Here is a 19,959-nt window from a genome sequence, read left to right as displayed (position 1 = left end):
AATTTTTATGATTTTTGATAAATAGCTGATTGGGGGATTTGGCGGAGCTTTTTTTCTATATCTTTAGTCCAGTTATCGAGAATCATAATATAATAATTACCTGGTAGTTCTATGTTCTCATGCAAAGCTTGTAGAAGAAAAGATGGAGCATACTGCGATTCCACAAATTTCCATCTTCGCTTCACGCCCAAGACATAAAAAGGTCTATCGGGAAAATATTGCACCACCTTCTCTGCCAAGTAAGCCGTTTTCACATCATTATGCAGAGCTAATTTTCGACAAACAGATTGGACAATATTATCAGGAATATTGTGGGGTTTAAATTTATCACTTCCTGTAACATCAGATCGCTCTTGATGTGCCTTCAAGAGTTCGTCACGATACTGACGTATACGTTCTTGATAGGAATTTGCTGCTGAGATTCTTCCTTGTTTCTTGAGAAATGAGTAAATTAACTCACAGCCTTCGATTAATTTGTCAGAATCTTGAGCGATCACTTTTTCAATATAATCTATCCCCGCAGAATTATGTTGTTGCAGCAATATCTGTCCTAATAGATAGTTAGCCAGGAGGTGATTTGCCTCCTTAATTAATATTGCTTGCAACAAAGAGATAGCTGCTTCCTTACTTTGAAACTCCAAAGTCAAGCAGGCAAGATTCCAAGCTTCTGCCGTTGTTAAACACTGATTTTGCTCCTTTTTCTCTAAATCTCTCAGCTTCCTTAGGGATTCTTGAGCATAGGCATATTGCTGTCGCCAACCAATTTCTACTTGCTCTTGCCAAGTTTGATTCAAATAATCGGTGAATTTCCCGAAAGCGTTCCCCAGTAATTCACTAGCTGCGCTCACCTGTGCTTGTGCAGGTAAAGGTAATTCATTGATAGAGGTGGGATATCCCAAAGCTTTGAGTCGGTCTGTGAGACATGGGTGGGTATCTTCGTTAGTGGTTATTTTAGCTAAAGCCTGTTCTAAAAAGTGACTAGCATCTTGAGGATCTACACCAGTTAGCAAAGCAGTAGACATTCTGGTGAAAGTGTTGTTTGGCGGTTCTAGGCGATTTTCTACCTGTTTGTGGATGCTAGGCCAGAATGAATTTCGCAAAAAATTATCTTTTAATTGGACATTGATTAACGCTTGGGCGATAGTTTGTACTCCTGTTATTTCTGCTGCACAGCGATCAGCTTCGTATTCATTAGTTCGCCTGAGAACAAATGAATAAGCACTAAAAAAGGGAGCATACCATTTAAAAACCTGGCAAATATCACCAAAACTATTTGATTACCAATAATATCCAGTTGTGCAAATAGTTGAGAGTAAATTTTTTGTACCCGATAAATCCAGCCATTAACTAAACTGTGGTTTCCAGATAAATGCCCTAATTCGTGAGCGACAACCGCTGTAAACTCTTGTGGGGATAAGCCTTGCATTAATGGCAATCCCAGTAAGAGGTAATTTTGCTGCCATCCCAATAAACCCCACCGGGGTCTTTGAATCACCCCGGCATTGAACTCTTCTGTAAGTAGAATGTGGTGAAATCGCGGTACTTTTAACTTAGTAGTGAGTTTATCAACTAGAGCAAACAGGTCGGGTACATCTTGGCGCTGGAGTGTTAAACCCTGAGGTGGGGGAAAAAATACCCAAAGCGATCGCCAAACAACCAATATCGGCACAACCATGACACCAAGTATAACCAAATACCACAGAAGAAAAGCAACAGAATAGAATGCCTCAATTTGCCACATGATCACTGTAATCGCGATCAACACTGTGAATAATCCAGCCAAAGTCCCAAAGATATAGGCATAACCGAGTGCAGCCAACAGAAAAACCCGCAATTTATAAATAGCAGGTTGTTGACGGGCGAAACTCTCCAAGCGGCTAACCAGTGTATCAAACTGTTCTGGATTTAAAGCCATTTCAGTAAATTCCCAATTAAAACACCAGCTTAACTCAGGAATTGATGCTGGCGAACGCAATGCGGGTGCGTATGCTTTGGTGCAAATCGCCAAATTGCTATGTCCGGTCTATATTTCAATATTCACTCAGTATCAGACTTGAGAACTAACATTCTCTGACATCCTCCACCCCAGCAAACGAAAAAATTCCTGTGCCTCAAGCCCTTGCATATCAAGCTTCCCTATAATAATTGAAGAGGTGCAACAAAATGAAACATCAATTACAAGTTCGACCCTGCTATCCTCTCTCCAACATAACCCTGTAGAGTCAAGATTATATAGATTGCCCCGACAAACCTGAGGAAGGGCAGACACGATAATTCGGGTCTGGTTGGCATCTTAGCGGTTCAATTCAAAATGTTGCCTTTGGCACGCTACGCGAACACAACGGGAGAACACTAAATTTATGGCCAGACTAGAAACCCGCACCGAACCAATGGTGCTAAACATGGGGCCTCACCACCCCTCAATGCACGGGGTTCTGCGGCTAATTGTCACCCTCGATGGCGAGGATGTAGTTGACTGTGAACCAGTCATCGGCTACCTACACCGGGGAATGGAAAAAATTGCCGAGAACCGCTCTACTGTCATGTATGTCCCCTACGTCAGCCGTTGGGACTACGCAGCAGGGATGTTCAACGAAGCAGTCACAGTCAACGCCCCAGAAAAGCTAGCCGGGGTTGCTGTTCCCAAACGCGCCAGCTACATCCGCGTGATCATGCTGGAACTCAATCGCATCGCTAACCACTTGCTGTGGTTTGGCCCCTTCCTAGCTGACGTCGGCGCCCAAACTCCCTTCTTCTACCAGTTCCGAGAACGGGAGATGATTTACGATTTGTGGGAAGCCGCCACAGGTTATCGCATGGTCAACAACAACTACTTCCGCGTTGGCGGTGTAGCAGTTGATTTACCCTATGGTTGGGTAGACAAGTGTCTAGAATTCTGCGACTACTTATTACCTAAAATTGATGAGTACGAACGCTTAGTCACCGATAACCCGATCTTCCGCCGTCGTGTTGAAGGCATTGGCACCATCACCCGCGACGAAGCCATCAACTGGGGACTTTCCGGCCCGATGTTACGCGCTTCTGGGGTACAGTGGGATTTGCGGAAAGTTGACCACTATGAATGTTATGATGACTTCGATTGGGACGTGCAGTGGGAAACCGCCGGTGATTGCTTTGCCCGTTACGTAGTGCGGATGCGGGAAATGCGCGAATCAGTCAAAATTCTTCGCCAAGCGATCAAAGGTTTACCCGGTGGCCCTTACGAAAATCTAGAAGCCAAACGGATGATGGCTGGGAAAAAATCTGAGTGGGATGCTTTTGATTACCAATACATCGGTAAGAAGGTTTCTCCCTCCTTTAAGATTCCCAAGGGCGAAATTTACTCCCGTGTTGAAAGCGGTAAAGGTGAACTAGGAATTTATCTTGTTGGCGAAGATAATGTCTTCCCTTGGCGATGGAAAATTCGCCCAGCAGATTTCAACAACCTCCAGATTGTGCCTCATTTACTCCGGGGGATGAAGGTGGCAGATATCGTCGTCATTCTCGGCAGTGTTGACGTAATCATGGGATCTGTAGATAGATAGCTTTGATTGGCTGGGCATGGCCCAGCCATCAGCAATTTGAAATTGCCCATTACTCAATTTTAATTTTAGTATTTTAAAATACAAATTTATTCAAGTTTTTCAGGTAGAAAATTAATTTTTTCAAAGTATCTAAGGTGAGATTTTTCCAGTTTGATGTAGGAAATTTTGATTCTCTAGAGTTGACTGTTATCCTATTGTCTGAACATTAAATTAGCACTGTTAATCCAGCATATTTTTTCACTAGAGTACTATGGAAATTCGCAAGTATTTACTTAGTTGTAACTTGAGAACTATGCAAATTCACTCTCGCCCAGAATTTGAACATAGCCCAAATCGGCATATTGAACAGGGTTTGCAAAGATTACTCGACCGCCTTGTGCAAAAAATGCAGCGGGATGCGTTAATTAGAGAAACAACTCATAAACTCAGAGAGTTGCTACAGGTTGACCGTGTAGTTCTGTATTACTTTTACGGGCAGTGGCAGGGGCAAGTGACCTTTGAATCTTTGAGTTCTCCAGAATTATCCATCCTCGGTTCAACGGGTGCAGATGATTGTTTTAATCAAGAGTATGCTGGTTTGTATTTGGCAGGACGGGTAAAAGCGATCGCTAATATCGAATTAGAAGCGATCGCCACTTGTCACCGAGATTTTCTCCGCAGTCTACAGGTGCGTGCCAACCTAGTAGTGCCAATTTTGATACCCAGAGGCTTGTGGGGATTGCTAGTAGCGCATCACTGTCAAAGCGCTCGTTCTTGGTCAGCATTAGATATAGAAAGGATGCTAATAGCGGCACAGACCCTGGCAACAGATTCTAATATCCTCGAAAGTTAAGTTACCGGGCATTTAAATCGCCTACAGTTAAGTAGTATCTGCCAACACTGCTTTTTTAATCAGGAACAAGAAATATGAAACTTGGTTACACGGTTATTTGGGTGGATGATGTCGTAAAAACCGTTGAATTTTACGAAAAAGCATTTGGTCTAGTTCGTCGCGCTGTCCAAGATCCAGGCAAATTTATCTCGGCAGAAATCGAAATCGGCAGTACCACACTAACTTTTTCCTCCACCAGCGAAGCCGAGGCATTATTTCCTGGGGGCTTCCGTGCCAATGATCCCGCGCAACCACCAGCATTAATCCAGATATCTTTGATCACTCCCGATGTCGCCACCGCTTATATGAGAGCAATCGGGGCAGGAGCAAAACCACTAGATGCACCAAAAAATCAGCCAGGGGGAAAAACCCTCGCCCGTGTCCGCGATCCTAATGGTGTGCTAGTGGCTTTGGTGAATAAATAGACGATAGGCATCGCCCCGACCTAGGGGACGGCGTTCTTCACCCGCTGTTCGCCTACCGCTCGCCTTGATCTTCACTCTTCTATTTCAAAATCCTCTTTTGCCGCACCGCAAACCGGGCAGACCCAATCATCAGGTATATCTTCAAAAGCTGTACCTGGTTCTATCCCACTATCAGGATCGCCAATTTCTGGCTCATATTCATAACCACAGACGGTACATATATACTTTGCCATATTCCTTTTATTTCCCCTAGTAAGCTGTTTGCATAGATTCACCCTCTCGCATCAGCCGAGGGCTTTGATCATGAAACTAATTAAAGTTAGGTTAATTCATTAACAAAGTGTTGCCAAATTTTATCTTTAGCGCCTCATCCCAAGGTTCTATTTCTGCAATTAGTGGCAAGCTATAAACAGGTAAGCAAATTTTAGCTTGGGGATTTTGGCGGGAAAATTGGTAATGGTTAATAGTAGCTTACCTGTTTCCCATGCTCCAATCTCCAAACTCAAATTTTAGGGATGAGAATCCCGCGCTATGTGCAGTTATATGCGATGTCTACGACGCGCTACGCCAACGCATTACCACCCATCCCCAAAAGCGAATTACCTTCGCTGAATACATGGATTTAGCCTTATACCACCCAGAACACGGCTACTATTCTAGCAATGCCGTCAAAATTGGGTTTCGGGGCGGTGATTTTTTCACCTCTTCTAACCTTGGTGCTGACTTTGGCGAGTTGCTGGCAGTACAATTTTTCCAGATGTGGGAAATTTTAGGGCGACCAATGCCGTTTTCTCTGGTAGAAATGGGAGCAGGTCAAGGAATTCTCGCGTCCCATATCCTCAACTACCTACAGTTGCACTACCCGGATTTTTTTGCCGCCCTCAACTACATCATCGTTGAAAAGTCCCCAACGCTAAAGCAAGAACAGCAGCAACGGTTGCAGCATTTGAGAGTCACTTGGTGCAATCTAGAAGAAATCCCGCCTAACTCCATTACTGGCTGCTTTTTTTCCAATGAATTGGTAGATGCCTTGCCAGTGCATCAGTTTACCCTAGAAGCCGGGGAATTGCGCGAAATTTATGTCACAACAGCCCCGAACCTCAGCCTCCAGTCCCCTTCCTTACAAGGAGAAAGTAGAGACGTTGCAGGCAACATCTCTCCGAAATCAGGGGAGATGTCAGAATTTATTGAGGTACTAGGGGAACCTTCTACGCCAGAGTTAGCAAAATATTTCGAGATGGTGGGAATCGACTTATCCCCAAGTGTTTATGCAGATGGCTATCGCAGTGAGATTAATTTAGCTGCTCTTGACTGGTTGAGTATAGTGGCTGACCGCTTGCAACGCGGGTATGTGTTAACAATTGATTATGGCTATCCCGCCAGTCGTTACTACAACCCCAGGCGATCGCAAGGAACGCTACAGTGCTACTACCAACATCGTCACCATGACAACCCCTATATCAATATCGGGAAACAAGATATCACCGCCCACGTTAACTTTACAGCTTTGGAACGTTGGGGTGAGCAATGCGGTTTAGATCAAGTTGGCTTTACCCAACAGGGTTTATTTTTGATGATGTTGGGTTTAGGCGAACGGCTTGCTGGCATCTCCTATCAACAGCAACCGATCTCCCAGCTATTGCAGCGGCGGCAAGCACTACACCAACTGATCGATCCCACAGGACTCGGCGGCTTTGGAGTTTTAGTGCAAAGCAAGAAACTCAAGCAGACAGAAACTTCGCGATCGCTGACAGGATTGACTGTACCAGACTAAAGATAGGTATGAAAAGTAAAAACTAAGAGTGCATCATCCTCTATCAGTCTCATTTAGACTAGCATAACAGTGATTAATGTGAATTCAAAGACACCAGGAAAGTCATAACTATGAGTACTCATGACCTGCTTATGCTAGCAACACTACTTACCCCCGGTATCTTACTTTCAGTCATAATTATGGCTACTTTTGCCGCAGGTGGCTGATCGCTAGATCCGGGACTTGGGAAAAAGGTAATCGGTAATCAATAGTTTTTTCCAATTACCTTTTTCCCAATTGCTAATTGAAATCAAACGACGGGCAAAGCCTACGCTGTACCAAAGGAACGTAAAAAATGAAGGTGGCATTTCTGGGAACTGGATTGATGGGACTACCGATGGCTCAAAGGTTATTAGCTGCAAATATAGAGCTAGTTGCCTACAACCGCACCCCAGAAAAATTAGCACCACTAGCAGCAGCTGGCGCCCAAATTGTCACCCAACCACGCCAAGCAATTCGCTCTGCTGAGTGCATAATTCTCATGCTCTCTAATGCCGCAGCGATTTATCATGTCTTACTCACAGATACGAATTGGCACACTCTCTCAGGGCGCAGCATCATCCAAATGGGGACAATTACCCCCATAGAAAGCCAAGAAATCAGAGACGCCGTGGTCGCTGCTGGTGGTGAGTATATAGAAGCACCTGTAATAGGCAGCATCCCAGAAGCAGAAACTGGCAAACTAATTGTCATGGTTGGCGCCGAGTCAAAACAATATCAACGTCACTTGCCGTTACTACAACATTTTGGTTCAGAACCTTTACTGATAGGCCCCGTGGGGTCTGCCTCATCACTCACACTAGCACTAAATCAACTAATTGCCTCCCTGACAACTAGCTTTGCCCTCAGTCTAGCTTTTGTCCAGCTTCAGGGAATCAATATAGACTTATTTATGCAAGTTCTGCGTGACAGTAAACTTTACGCACCTACCTTTGACCAAAACCTGCAACGGATGTTAGATGGCAATTATGCAAACGCCAATTTACCCACAAAACAATTGATCAAAGTGACAGATTTGTTTATCTCCGAAGCCAAAGCCCTGGGTTTGAATCTCAATAGTATTGAGGGTGTGCGGCAAATCTTGCAATCAGCAATGCAAATGTCACGTCCTGAAGACGATTACTCATCAGTATTTCCTGCCATTCGGGAATGGGGAGATGCCAGCGGGGAATAGAAAATTTTTAGTCAGCAAAGTCCCCATTTTTAATAATGTCTGATGACAAGCTGCTGGCGTGTCTACTACTGACTTGATTAATTCACTCTTGTTAGTAAATCTTCACTGCCAGCACTTGTCCCCACCACGAAGATATAGTTTCATTAACATAATATTCAATTTTGATATTTAAATTTCTTAACTTCTGTTGTGTATTAGTCTTCAATAAAATATACTGACTTGTACTAAGCTTCAGATAAAATTTTAATTAGCATAAAAAGCTTATCTAGTAAGCTTTTGCATAAATGCTTGGGTAATCATCATATTCGCTTATAATGTAACGATTGTTCTCAGGAAAGCACCGTAAAATTAACCAGCAAATACTCGCTACTTTCTGCTATGGGTGAATTGTTGCATTCTTAAGCAAGTAATTCACCAAATATCTAGACATTCAATCTTTAGTTACAATTCCTAACTCAAGAAAATCTTTAGTTTTTTTGTCTATCCTTCAAATTTAGATTTTGTAATGAACATAAACAAGCAGATTCAGAGTATTGTAGCCTGCTTCTTGCTGGCAGGTTTTGGATTGTGGCTCACCAACAACTCCGAAATGTTACGCTATTTTTTCTTCTTACGCGTGCCAATTCTTGTTTGCTTACTGCTAGTCTTTTTTCCATTAATCTCAGTTTATTTATTTCCATCATTACTCAAAAACTTATTTGTTCTCCGCTCCAATGGACAATTAATTTTAGTGATTATTGGTGCAACTTTAGCTGGAATATCAACCGTACTTGTTTATAATATTATCTTAACTAATGCATATCTTCGATTCGCCTTAAATCCAGGAAAACCTATTCCTGAATCAATGCAAGATATCATAGCAATTCTCTTAGCTTACCCTATTGTAATTACCTCGATTTATCTATCTAGAAAAGAAATAAGAAGTCAAAAAACACCTATCTGGAAGGGCATAATATCAGGTGTGGGACTAGCAATGATTCTGATAGTCATCTTGGACTTTGTTAAGTATATTTTAAAAAATAATGATTTCCTCAAACAAATAATCCTGAATTGTCTTTCTCTCTTACCAAAAGAATTACAGAAAGGTTATATACTTCGTTCTGGTGAATTAGCTCCTGGCATTATTGAAGCGATCGCATTTTTATTAGTACTTTTAGTTCTTTATTTTTACGGTTATGTAAAACTACAACCCCAAGCTAAATGTAATCGATTTGAGGCTCCTGCTCTTGTCTATGTCACGCTAATTCTTTCTATAATGGTGCTGTTATTAGGAGGAATGTCGTTCTTTCTCGATTATCCTCGCGTTCCGGTACTGTTATTATTTATAGTTATCTCTGCGGCTGGCTATTTAATTTTCCAGGTAGATCATTTCTATAACCTCAAAGATTCTCCAGTCTCCAAACCTCAACCAGACGACTGGAAGCAAGCGATAAATAAGCGCCTTGAATACCAAGGTAATAATAAAATTTTAGTAGTTATTTGTGCTAGTGGTGGAGGTATTCAAGCAGCCGGATGGACAACCGCAGTTTTGACCGGTTTGCAAGAATTAATTGGCATCTCATTTACACAAGCCATCGGTTGGGTAAGTTCAGTTTCTGGTGGTTCAGTAGGGGCGATGTACTATCTAGACCGCTTTGGTGACAATGGTTATCCAGAGCAAGAAGAACTACAAAATATCTTTGATAGTGCGACTAAAGATAGTTTAGACGCCATAGGTTGGGGACTAGCTTATCCGGACTTATTACGCTTTATTGGTTTTCCTTTCTTAGTACCTAAAATGGAAGATCGTGGTACAGCTATCGAGATTGACTGGAGAGGGGAGTTGAAGCATCCAAAAACACCACCTTCTTTAACTTATTGGCGAGAAAAAGTTGAAGCTGGAATTATTCCTATTCCTATTTTTAATGCAACTCTAGTTGAAGATGGTCGCCGCTTTTTGATCAGTCCAATGACCTTTTATAACCCAGTTAATGATCAAGACAATGTCAGATATCAGGATTTCGAGTATAAATATATAGATTTTAATACTCTTTATCCAAAATATGACATCGATATAACTACAGCAGCCAGACTTTCTGCCACTTTCCCTTATTTGTCACCCGTTTCTCGCCCTAACAAAGACACTGGTAGCAATTTCCATGTAGCTGATGGAGGTTATTTTGACAATTTTGGCGTAGCAACTAGCGTGCAATTGCTAGATAAGTTGTTAGGGTCTAGCCAACAGCATCAAATTAAAAAAGTCTTATTTTTACAGATAAATGCTTTCGCTGACTCTCCCATTAATAATCAGAATCAAGGCAAGCCAGGATGGCAGATGGAGGTATTTGGGTCAATAGAAGCATTATTAAAAGTTCGCAGTTCTACCCAGACTGCTGGTAATTTACTAAATGTTAAATTTCTTAGAGAAAAGTGGAAGAAGCAAAATGTTGAAATAGCTGATTTCACCATTACTTTTCCTAGAAAAATCAATACACAACCACTTTCTTGGCAACTAACTCAAGAACAAAAAGAAGCAATTAAAAAAGGCTGGAAAGAACTCAAAGACTATCAAGATGATGAATTAGTCATTCAACAAATCGAGCAAAAATGGCAACAATGGCATCGTCAATCACCTCCAAATTTGGAGTAACATAACTTAGTTGCTAGTTCTGATAAATCTAGTATTTTCGTCTAAGTTATAAGTCATCTGAAAAAGTTTTTCCAATTACATAATTAGTTGAATAGAGTATAAGACTTACGCACAGTAAAAACTTACCCTCTTTCTAGGCTTTTTTGATGCGTCTCTTTACTACACGTAGTGTGCGTTCCCTAACGCACAATTTATAGGACTTTCAATGAATAAGGGATTTTCAAGAAATAAATTATCTATCTTGTGGGGTGGGCTTCTAGCCCGCCCCGAATCTGGGACGGTTGGGGGCACCCTTCCCACAAGAAAATTTGGGATATTTTTTTAATTGGAAGTCCCTTATAGGGGCGGCTATGTCTACAGGAAATAATGGCATAACTCCTAGAATTCTAGCCGCTGTACTTTTAACTGAAATAGTAAATCGTCCTAAAAAAAAACAGAGAAAATGAGTTGCAAGAGGTGCAGTCTAACTTAAGTAGGAGTACAAATTTGCCTTAGCAAAAAGTTAATCAGTCAATTGGAATAGGTCTAGTTAGGCTAAGTACAGCAGCAATGCTAATCGGTAAAACCTCATGGATAGAACAAGATAGAAATAATCGTGACCCAGGGCGCAGAAAAGCAGAAGATAATTTTAACAGTCTACCTATGCAGGAAAAAGAAGCTCTATTTGACCTGTTGCATTGGCCAAAATCAAATATAAAAATAGCTAGCCAATTATTAAACCGCCTGAAGAATCGTTCTCATCGATATCAAAATCTAACCAGACGTGAATTTGCTAATCGAGAAAGAGCAGTTACTATTATAGCGACAGAATACAATCTTGGCGGTACAAATACTATTGAAGATAAGGCAGGAACATCGCAATATGGACTAGACGTTTGGAGGTTAATGCAAGCAAGTTCAATAATTAAAAATTTCTTTCCCAACGAATAAATAATAAAATATACACAGCAAGTAGATATGAAATTAAAAAAGATAACAAAAGTATTAATGGGATGTGCGTTTTCAATAAGTAGTATAGCTTCTGTATTAGGCATGATTTTGGCTTGGCGAGTACTTAATATTCGCTCAAATAGCACATTTTATGCACGCAAATATTCTTTTAATCAATTAGTTGTGTGGACTCCAGATGAAGTGGCACTTTTATTATCGATACCGCTATGTATACCGTTGTTGATACAACCTCACTGGAAGACAATATTGCTTGCTATGTTTTCTGTTCCCGTCTATTTTTTGATTAAGAAGATATGCTACATAGTGTAAGTTACCTTAATTCATCCAGGTGATTGCAAGCGGCGAATCTGACTGGAAACTTTGGTACTGTTGCTAGTGGATTGAGTCTAGAAGAAGCCATTGAGGGGGTAGATATTCAGGGCAATCAGCTAGAAACATGGGAAAGATGGCAACGGGGTTTAGTAGGAGGAGCAGGTTCTTACGTAGGTCTTCATGGTCTTGGAGTACCTTTGCCCAATCCCAATTTGGGCATCCCTCGAAATCCCTTTGGAAGTCCAGGTGTAACAAAAAATCCTAATACGAGACTTGCCAATGTCCATGACGGCGATACGGTGACGATGATTGAAGATCCTCTGAACCCTGGCCGCTATATTCCTCAATTTAAAACCCCAACAGGTGGTGCTTCTACACCTCCTTCTAACAAAGGTGGTGCGATCGTTCCTGCCAGAAATACATCAGTTAATACTGACTTATCAGTACCTTCTTCTCAGCAAGGTGGTGCGATCGCATCCGGTGGGATGAAGCCCATCGCACCTATCAAAGCTTTACCCCCTGTAAGCGGGACTATTACCACCCCAGGGCAGATAGTTCCACCAAATCTTCGCAAATTAATCCCTCAAATCAACACCCCACCTACTGGAACCTCCACGACTTCTTCCAGTCAAAGTGGAGCGATCAAAGCTTTACCCCCTGCGCGTGAGACTAATATCACTGGGGGCCAGATAGTTCCACAAAATCTTGGCTCTTCCTCAGCACCAACGCCCGGACACCTTGAAGGTCAGCGGGACTATCAAGTCTTTGATCCTACAAATCGTGAACGCACGATTACTGATATAGATCATTTTGAGGGTAATACACTTTGGGAAGAAAAGAGTGCCACTGATGCTATTAACCGTATTAATGGTGCCGATTTGACACCTGGCTGGGTTCAAAAAAATGTGACCGCTAAGTTTGATAAAATTCTAGAAGCAAGGCAGTATATACCCGGTTATGAGAATGCAGAAATAGGATTTCACTTTACAAAACCTGGAGCTAATCCTACTTTTAAGGCGGCGGTTGAGGTGATGTATGGGCATTGGGGCGGTTTTGGAGGTGCTTGGTCACGAGTTGATAAACTAGAGCGTCACAACTGCCTGCAAATCTATTTCTCCATGAACCGTTACCTTGACTTACGCCCCCTAACAGGAATGAACGAGAACTTCCTACCGCTAGAGCAAGACCCAGCACTACCAGTTGTATACACATTCCGCGATGCTTGTGAGCAATTGCAAGCAGAAGTAGCTTTTTTAGATACTCGCGCTCATTATGGCGATGAAGTCTGGGAAAATAGAGGAGGTAGCCGGGACTGGATTATCAAGAAGTACTCTATACTGCTGGATTTTGATATTAATGGACTGGCTGATGAAAGGTTTGGGCTTTTGTATCTGAATGATTACATGAGCGACCAATGGGACTCTGATCCCATGCGCGATGAGCGTGATGCCATCCCACTTTCTCAAGGACGCCTAGTGTTTGCCGGACGGGGTTGGGCACGGTTGGCTTAACGTTTAATTAGAAACGAATGAAGGATATTCCAAGCAACCTGATAAAAAATGCTGACTGTAACTCTTGATTATCTCCGCATCAGCATTTCAGACGATCCCGATCACCTTATTCGTGACATAATCGAATGTGCATTTTCTCCACCATACATAAACCAAATCGAGGAAATATTCGCCCCTGATGGAAATGGACTCACAGTGCCAGACATTATTTATATCTGCCGCGTGCTGGAAGTGATGGATCTTCCAGAGTATATGTGGGAAAACCCACCAATAGATATATTTAACAACGAAATTTGGGTGATATCTCGCCTTTGTCCTGAACCTGGGGCTAAAGAGTGCCTGATTGAAGGAGAGGAACTCCGGCATCTATTGAAAGAGGCTAAATTAGTGCGAGCTGCACGGGATGCAAAACTGCACACTTCCTAAACTTCCAGCAGTATTCAATCTTGGTGAGTAGATAAGAATAATTTGATCAATCCCTATTTAGCCATCCCACAATTCACTATCTAGCAAATTCCAGAAAACCTAGAGTTTAAAGCCTATATTTCATAAACAATGACAGACACGCTATTATTAACCGTCAACAATCACCCTCTTACCCTCGCTGAGTCCCTTGCTTATCTCCGGGTTGCTGGCAAACCGCAACCTTTCTTAATGGAAATAGTGCAACAGTATGTTCTTAAACAAGAAACATCTGCGAAGCCCATCGCAGATATTGAGACTTGGGATTTTTCAATAATTGAGTGAAGTTTTTTTATTTGTTTCCGGAGAAAAATCACAAAAAATAACCAAGAGTATATATTGAGTCATAAAACGTAAAAATATTTACTATAAGGCTGCTAAAAATCAGCGACTGAGTGAGTCGGCAAAGGAGAAATATAAATCCAACCACTTGCTCCCGTTATAGCTCGGCTGTGGTTGTCGGTACCAGTAAGTTAGCTAAGAATCAGGCGGAAATCATCAACAGTGATATCTGGCAATAAGTTGTCAAAAGTTTTACTTTGAGGATTGGGTAAATGTATAGCGGGCAACACAGAACTTCCAAAAAATCTTCCAATTCCTCTGACAAACCAGTACCTAGTCGGTTCGCACCGCGCGGCTTTGTCGTTCAGCCAAAAACTGAAGAAGTAACACCCCAACAAGACCAAACGCCAGAAGAACAGACTCAAAGGGAAGAGCCAAATCAGTATAAAAGTGGCTTTATAGATAGCTCAAAATGGAGACCTGGCCCTCCAGCTAGGACACCAAGAATTCAGATGAAGCTTACCCGTCTTCAGTCTGGGGATATGTATCAGCAACAGCCAGTCTCATCAAATCCTGTTGTTATTCAGCCTCAAGCCAACACAGATTTATCGCCAGAACAAAATTCTACGTTGGAGCCATTCGAGAAAGCTGACGAAGTAGCGAATGAGGGTGTTGAAATTCAGCGCTTGAGTGAGTCGGGAGAATCAGGGGATGAGGACTCCAACTCAGCGAATGGGGGAACTGTTCAACGTGCCTGCTCTCTATGCGAGACAGAAAAATCACTAGTCCAAACCAAACTCACCATCGGCTCGACCGGAGATAAATACGAGCAAGAGGCAGACTCGATGGCAGAACGGGTGATGTCAATGGACACACCAACTGCTACTAATGGACATACAATTCAGCGTCTGGGTGAAGAACAAGAACAACCCCAACAGCCTTTATCGGCATCCGTTACCCCACTCGTTCAACGCTTGTCAGAACTTGTTCAGCGGATGGCTGAAGTTAAAGCATCAACTAACGAAACTCTAGTAAATTCCAACAAGGAACCACTCTTTACCTCTAAACAAGATCATGTAGAGTCTACACAACTGCCCTGGCTCCAGCCAAAACATATTAACAGGGTGAATTCCCGTCCAGGTACTGAAGCTAAATATTTAGACAATCGCTCTCATACAGATACATCAACTGCCGAAGAGCAACCAATTCAACGCCTGACTGACGAAACGCTTCAAAGGTCAGGAAACAGTGATACAACACCTGCCACTCCCAGCTTAGAAAGTCGTTTGGGGAGTCAAACAGGTGGGGGTAGCCCTTTAGATGAGCAGACACGCTCTTTTATGGAGTCGGGTTTTGGCGCTGATTTTAATCAAGTACGGGTGCATACTGACACGACTGCTGTGCAGATGAACAAGGAGTTGGGAGCACAGGCGTTTACTCATGGTCATGATGTTTATTTTGGGGCTGGGAAAGCACCGGGTAAGAATGAGTTGACTGCTCATGAATTGACCCATGTGGTGCAGCAGGGTGGTGCGGTACAACGCAAACTTTCAGCCTCTCAAGACAAAAGTTTGCTGATACAAAAGGCAGAATTAGCTCAAGATTATATCCAGCGCCAAGGGGATAATTCCACACAAATAATTGACATTAATACATCTGGTGCCGTAGGAGTAGATTCTAAACAAGAATACTCTTTTACTATTCCCATCTCTGGAGATGTTGGTGCAGACAAATTTTTAGTCATCTCAATAATGTGGATATTTAGTCTGAATCAAAACGATGCAACTAAAGTAAGAAATAAATATATTAAAGGTTGGAAATATTACAGAAAACCCACAGAGGAAGAGTTAAAAAATAAAGTCAGGTTAGTACTTATTGATAAATCATTATATGAGGCAGTTAAAACAGATTTATATGGAACCGACAATCAAACTACTAATAACAGCCCAGCAAATTTACCAGGAGTAAATGGGGGACGTTATAACTCAATACACAACCCTAGCTCAACAAATTTACCAGGGGCAAGTGGGGGTGTTTCTGGGTCAAGACACAACCCTAGTTCAATAAATTCACCAGGAGTCAATAGTGGTGTTTCTGACTCGATGCTCAACAATAACCCAAGCAACCCTGTTGAACCCAAAGGTAAATATGGAACAGGTAATCAAAGTACTGGTAACGCCCTAACTACAGAAGGAAGAAGACAAAAATTTGATAACTTAGTGAAAAACCCTGATGGAATTCTTCCGCAAAGGATTTTGACCGCAACAGCTAGTAAAATATACAACGAAACGCACCGAAAAAACCCTGTTTCCTTGGATACTCTTCCTGGCAACAACCAAGAATGGGATTTAATTCTGGATCGCCTTCTGCAAGAGCGTGAGCTACTTAATGGTTTACCCAATGAGATTAAGCAGGTGCTTGGGGGTCAAGCTTTATTTGATAGCTTTCCCCAAGATTATCAACAGCTATTAAGAATTGCTAGGAATCTTAATAAACTACCACCAGAACTCCGGAGCAGTGTTAAGCCTCTAAACTCCAACGATATTTATAGTCCAGGGGGACTCGATACCTATGAGCAGTATGTTTCTGATCTGAGCAAAAATTCTGGGATAAGTTCTGCTTTGTCAGAGGGGAAATCAGGGACAACCACAGAGCAAACTGAGAAAGAGCAACTAAGCAGACTACCCGAAAACATCAAATCTCTATTAGGTGCAGAGGAGTCTTTTCAACCAAACAATTATCAGCAACTACTACGCATAGCTGAAAAACTTAAACAGTTTGGTCCAGAAGATTTTGCCGTCTATAAGTTGCTCACCATTAAGGCTACCGATAAGCTGGACTTGTTTGAAAAATCGTTGGATATGTACTTGGCCCGCAAGGAAGAACTCAAAAAAGCTTTGGCGGAACAGCAACAGAACAATCCCAAAGAGCCAACCATGCAGGATGCCATTAACGAGAAGTGGCAGGGGCTAGATGAATCTGCCGTTGGCAATATGTCAGAAGATAAGCGTTATCAATTGGCCCGCCAAAAAACCAGCGAACTTACTGAGGCCCAGTTGAAGTTCATGCAAAAACATCCAGGGCAAACATTAACCGATTTTGCCAAATCTGCCACCCTGATGAATACTGGTGAAACTTTTAACGCTACTAGTAAAGACCTTATTGAGGCTGCTAGTGGCGACGCTAATGCCTGGGCACGCTGGGCAGCAGGTGCTGGTGCGGGGGCTAAGATTTCCGGTTGGTTACTGGCAGTAGGCGGTATTTTGTACGTAGCTTCTTGGCTTACAGGTGTCGGAGAACTGGCCACTATTGCTGCCGCTGCTGCCGTTCTGCTTGGCGCTACCGTAATACTTTCGGTGGCAGAGTCTGAATTAAGAATCAAAGCTGCCTCCCAGGCTAAAGAGCCAGAAGAATTTAAGCGCAATGTGGAGTTGGCAGCAGCAGCCCGAACGAATGTAATTTTGGCTGTGTCCATGATTGTCGTAGCTGCGGTATTGCATTTTACTGCCAAGGCATTGTTCCCTAAAACCGTACAGAATATCAATACCTCTCTGAAAAATTTCCGGGAACGGATAAGACTCAAAGGTTCTGTATCCGAGCTTAAGCCCGAAATAGTGCAAGAGATGGGCTTGCGAAAAGGAGAACTAGCTAAAGCGACGGAACTAGCCAAACAAAAGACTTTAGATGCTGCCAAGGATTTGGAAGGGTTGAATACAGAACAATTTGTGGAAACGCTGGAGAAAGGGGACAGCGGATTCATGGATCAATCCAAGCTGCCACCAGAGCAAAGGTTAAATTACCGCGAATTGCTGAGAACACCCGAAGGACGTGCCGCTATCGAAGGATATAAACAAAAACTCGTTAACGCACTAAAAATAGATGTAGTTGCAGAAATCGAGAAGTTATCTCAGGAATATGCGTCAAAAATAGATGAATTCTTGAAAGACATTGATGCCGCCAAAAATCACGACGATCTGAAGGCGGCTACTAATAAAACAGAAGGCGCTCTTACTGAAGAAAATATGAAGAAATTCATGCAGGAAGAGCAAGAAAATATAACCAATAGAAAACTTGAAGAGGCTGTCAATGAAGCCCATAAAGAAACCCATATAGAGCTAGAACAGTTACGAGTCAGTAGGTTTCTTGGAAACGAGATAATAAGGGGGATCTCAACTAATGACGTGCATATTTTAAACTTGCTTGATGACCAAGCTCTGAATATCCTCGCAGGTGCATCTAACACCCAACTCATTCAAGCTATTGCTTTAGCTAGGAGAAATACAAAAGCATTAAATGTTTTGCTTGTAAAATATGGAAAAGATTTAGTTGGAAAATTATCATCTAAAACGTTCGCACAATATTTGCCAGATATTATAGAAGTTGGAGCAGGTGAGGGAAATTACTCACAATTTCTAAAAAAAGAATTCTTGTATGAGGGCGAAGAATTTCTAGCAACAGATTTTGCTCAGGAAGCTGGTAAAGGTAATTTTCTTCTCAATGCTGAAAAATCAGGAATTGCCACTAGATATGGCATTGATGCCAATCAATTGCATGAGCTATTTGAGCCAGAAAGTGCACGAATAATTGTTGGAGCTAATCCTTATGGAAATGGGCCTAAAAACCCTGGTCAAAGCTACGGTTTGACAAAATTCACAGGTAAAGGACAAAACACGGCAGCAGATAATCGGTTTCTCCTGTCTGCCTACCAAATTCTTCAGCCTGAAGGCAAAGTTATTATTCGATGCAAAAGCAATATTATCAGAAAATACATTAACAAATCTACCCTGATTTCTAATCAACAGAAACAGCAACTTAGCCAACATTTTCCAAATGTAGAAGGTACTAATCCTTATACTCGCGTAAAACCTGAAGACCTTTTAGAGTTTGCTAAAATTGGTTATGAAATAACCGTTACCCCAACTTCACCTCCTGAAGGCGCCTCTTTTGGTCGTCCAGACACAAATCCGGGTCAAGGTATAAAACTAAACCCTTTCAATGTTGAAATTACTTTTCAAAAATCAAATACACCAAGCGTTAATTATATTATTGAAGATAAGCCATTTGTGGAGCAACCCTAATGATTTCAACAATTCTCAAGGCCAGAACTATTGCTATTACAACTGTCTCGCCAGATGGACGCCTACTTGCTGCTAGTGATGACTACAACTACTTATATATTGTGGACATAGAAACAGGTACTCTTTTATTTGAGAAAGAGCTGGACTATGATCTTGAAAGCCTTCATTTTGACAGAACTGGAAAACGTCTCTTTCTCAATGATGGAATTGTAGTTAAGGTCTACTCCATTCTAGATTTTACCGAAATCTCGCTACCAGCCATACAGGAGTTCGATGACCCTACAGGTCTCAAATTTCTCGATAGCCAACCTTCTGGAGAAGTACTCTTATTCCTACCAGTTAATGGGAGAATATATCATCTAGATCCTTTAGGGGAAAAATGTCACCCCATAGCTTTTATTCCTTACGACTCCGTTTCCGGTAAATATTTGGGGCAGGAATTTAACAAACTGATTCTGTCAGCGTCAGATTATTCTCCCCGAATTACTATTTTGAATCTTGAAGGTGATGTCTTGCTGCAAAAAGTTTTTCCTGTTACTGAATGGGAAGAAGGAGAACTATTGAGTATAGCTCTCAATGGAAGACATTCTCTACTTCAAAATAGCTTTCTTATTATTAGAGATGCCAGATTAAACGAACTATCAAAATGGCAATTATCTAAGGTGACTCCCAGGCATCTCTGTGCCATCAGTCCCAACATGGATATTTTTGGTATCATTGAAGACAAGGGTGTCCAATTATTTGATGCTAGGACTGGACAGAAGCAAGATTTTATCCCCACAAGTAGCTATGGGCCAAGCAACATTATTTTCTTTGAAAAAGATAAAATTATAAATCTAATTTGTTCAATGATTGATGGAGAAGTTCTACTTTTACCCCTCATTTAAAGAATGTATTGCATTAATT

Annotated in this window: 13 protein-coding genes and 1 pseudogene; 12 read left to right on the top strand and 2 right to left on the bottom strand. The window is 41.9% G+C overall.

Features of this window, described 5'->3' with window-relative positions; genetic code table 11:
* Positions 1-5: 5 nt before the first annotated feature.
* A pseudogene (locus CYLST_RS33620) lies at positions 6-1,426 on the bottom strand (M48 family metalloprotease).
* A 934-nt stretch (positions 1,427-2,360) separates the two neighbouring features.
* On the opposite strand from CYLST_RS33620, the gene CYLST_RS22025 reads away from it, so the two are divergent.
* The 3 genes from CYLST_RS22025 (at position 2,361) to CYLST_RS22015 (ending at position 4,841) form a co-directional block, all read left to right on the top strand.
* On the top strand, positions 2,361-3,545 hold the full coding sequence (locus tag CYLST_RS22025; RefSeq protein WP_015209947.1) for an NAD(P)H-quinone oxidoreductase subunit H: 1,185 nt from the start codon (positions 2,361-2,363) through the stop codon (positions 3,543-3,545).
* 292 nt (positions 3,546-3,837) lie between these two features.
* Positions 3,838-4,377, top strand: coding sequence for a GAF domain-containing protein (locus CYLST_RS22020; RefSeq protein ID WP_041233218.1), 540 nt, complete (start codon positions 3,838-3,840; stop codon positions 4,375-4,377).
* 74 nt (positions 4,378-4,451) lie between these two features.
* On the top strand, positions 4,452-4,841 hold the full coding sequence (locus CYLST_RS22015) for a VOC family protein (protein WP_015209945.1): 390 nt from the start codon (positions 4,452-4,454) through the stop codon (positions 4,839-4,841).
* A 71-nt stretch (positions 4,842-4,912) separates the two neighbouring features.
* Here CYLST_RS22015 and rd read toward each other — a convergent pair whose 3' ends face one another.
* Positions 4,913-5,074 (bottom strand): rubredoxin, encoded by a 162-nt coding sequence (gene rd, locus CYLST_RS22010; RefSeq protein WP_015209944.1) that lies wholly within the window; start codon positions 5,072-5,074, stop codon positions 4,913-4,915.
* Positions 5,075-5,325: 251 nt separating this feature from the next.
* On the opposite strand from rd, the gene CYLST_RS22005 reads away from it, so the two are divergent.
* From CYLST_RS22005 to CYLST_RS21965, 9 genes are all read left to right on the top strand, one after another.
* A complete protein-coding gene (locus tag CYLST_RS22005) occupies positions 5,326-6,615 on the top strand; it encodes a class I SAM-dependent methyltransferase (RefSeq protein WP_015209943.1) in 1,290 nt (429 codons plus the stop codon).
* 334 nt (positions 6,616-6,949) lie between these two features.
* The gene (locus CYLST_RS22000) at positions 6,950-7,828 is read left to right on the top strand and encodes an NAD(P)-dependent oxidoreductase (RefSeq protein WP_015209941.1); all 879 of its coding nucleotides are present in this window, start codon (positions 6,950-6,952) and stop codon (positions 7,826-7,828) included.
* Between the two features lie 505 nt (positions 7,829-8,333).
* Positions 8,334-10,457 (top strand): patatin-like phospholipase family protein, encoded by a 2,124-nt coding sequence (locus CYLST_RS21995; protein ID WP_015209940.1) that lies wholly within the window; start codon positions 8,334-8,336, stop codon positions 10,455-10,457.
* A gap of 549 nt (positions 10,458-11,006) precedes the next feature.
* A complete protein-coding gene (locus CYLST_RS21990; protein WP_041233217.1) occupies positions 11,007-11,387 on the top strand; it encodes a hypothetical protein in 381 nt (126 codons plus the stop codon).
* 353 nt (positions 11,388-11,740) lie between these two features.
* A complete protein-coding gene (locus CYLST_RS21985) occupies positions 11,741-13,231 on the top strand; it encodes a hypothetical protein (protein WP_015209938.1) in 1,491 nt (496 codons plus the stop codon).
* 48 nt (positions 13,232-13,279) lie between these two features.
* A complete protein-coding gene (locus CYLST_RS21980) occupies positions 13,280-13,657 on the top strand; it encodes a hypothetical protein (RefSeq protein ID WP_015209937.1) in 378 nt (125 codons plus the stop codon).
* A 129-nt stretch (positions 13,658-13,786) separates the two neighbouring features.
* Positions 13,787-13,978 (top strand): hypothetical protein, encoded by a 192-nt coding sequence (locus CYLST_RS21975; RefSeq protein WP_015209936.1) that lies wholly within the window; start codon positions 13,787-13,789, stop codon positions 13,976-13,978.
* A 269-nt stretch (positions 13,979-14,247) separates the two neighbouring features.
* The gene (locus CYLST_RS21970) at positions 14,248-19,053 is read left to right on the top strand and encodes an eCIS core domain-containing protein (RefSeq protein ID WP_015209935.1); all 4,806 of its coding nucleotides are present in this window, start codon (positions 14,248-14,250) and stop codon (positions 19,051-19,053) included.
* On the top strand, positions 19,053-19,940 hold the full coding sequence (locus CYLST_RS21965; RefSeq protein ID WP_015209934.1) for a hypothetical protein: 888 nt from the start codon (positions 19,053-19,055) through the stop codon (positions 19,938-19,940). The genes CYLST_RS21970 and CYLST_RS21965 overlap by 1 nt, the downstream gene beginning before the upstream one ends.
* Positions 19,941-19,959: the final 19 nt, after the last annotated feature.

This window comes from Cylindrospermum stagnale PCC 7417 (assembly GCF_000317535.1).
GTDB classification, from domain to species: domain Bacteria; phylum Cyanobacteriota; class Cyanobacteriia; order Cyanobacteriales; family Nostocaceae; genus Cylindrospermum; species Cylindrospermum stagnale.
Note: the sequence above shows the minus strand (reverse complement) of the source record. Positions and strands in the feature narration are given on the sequence as shown.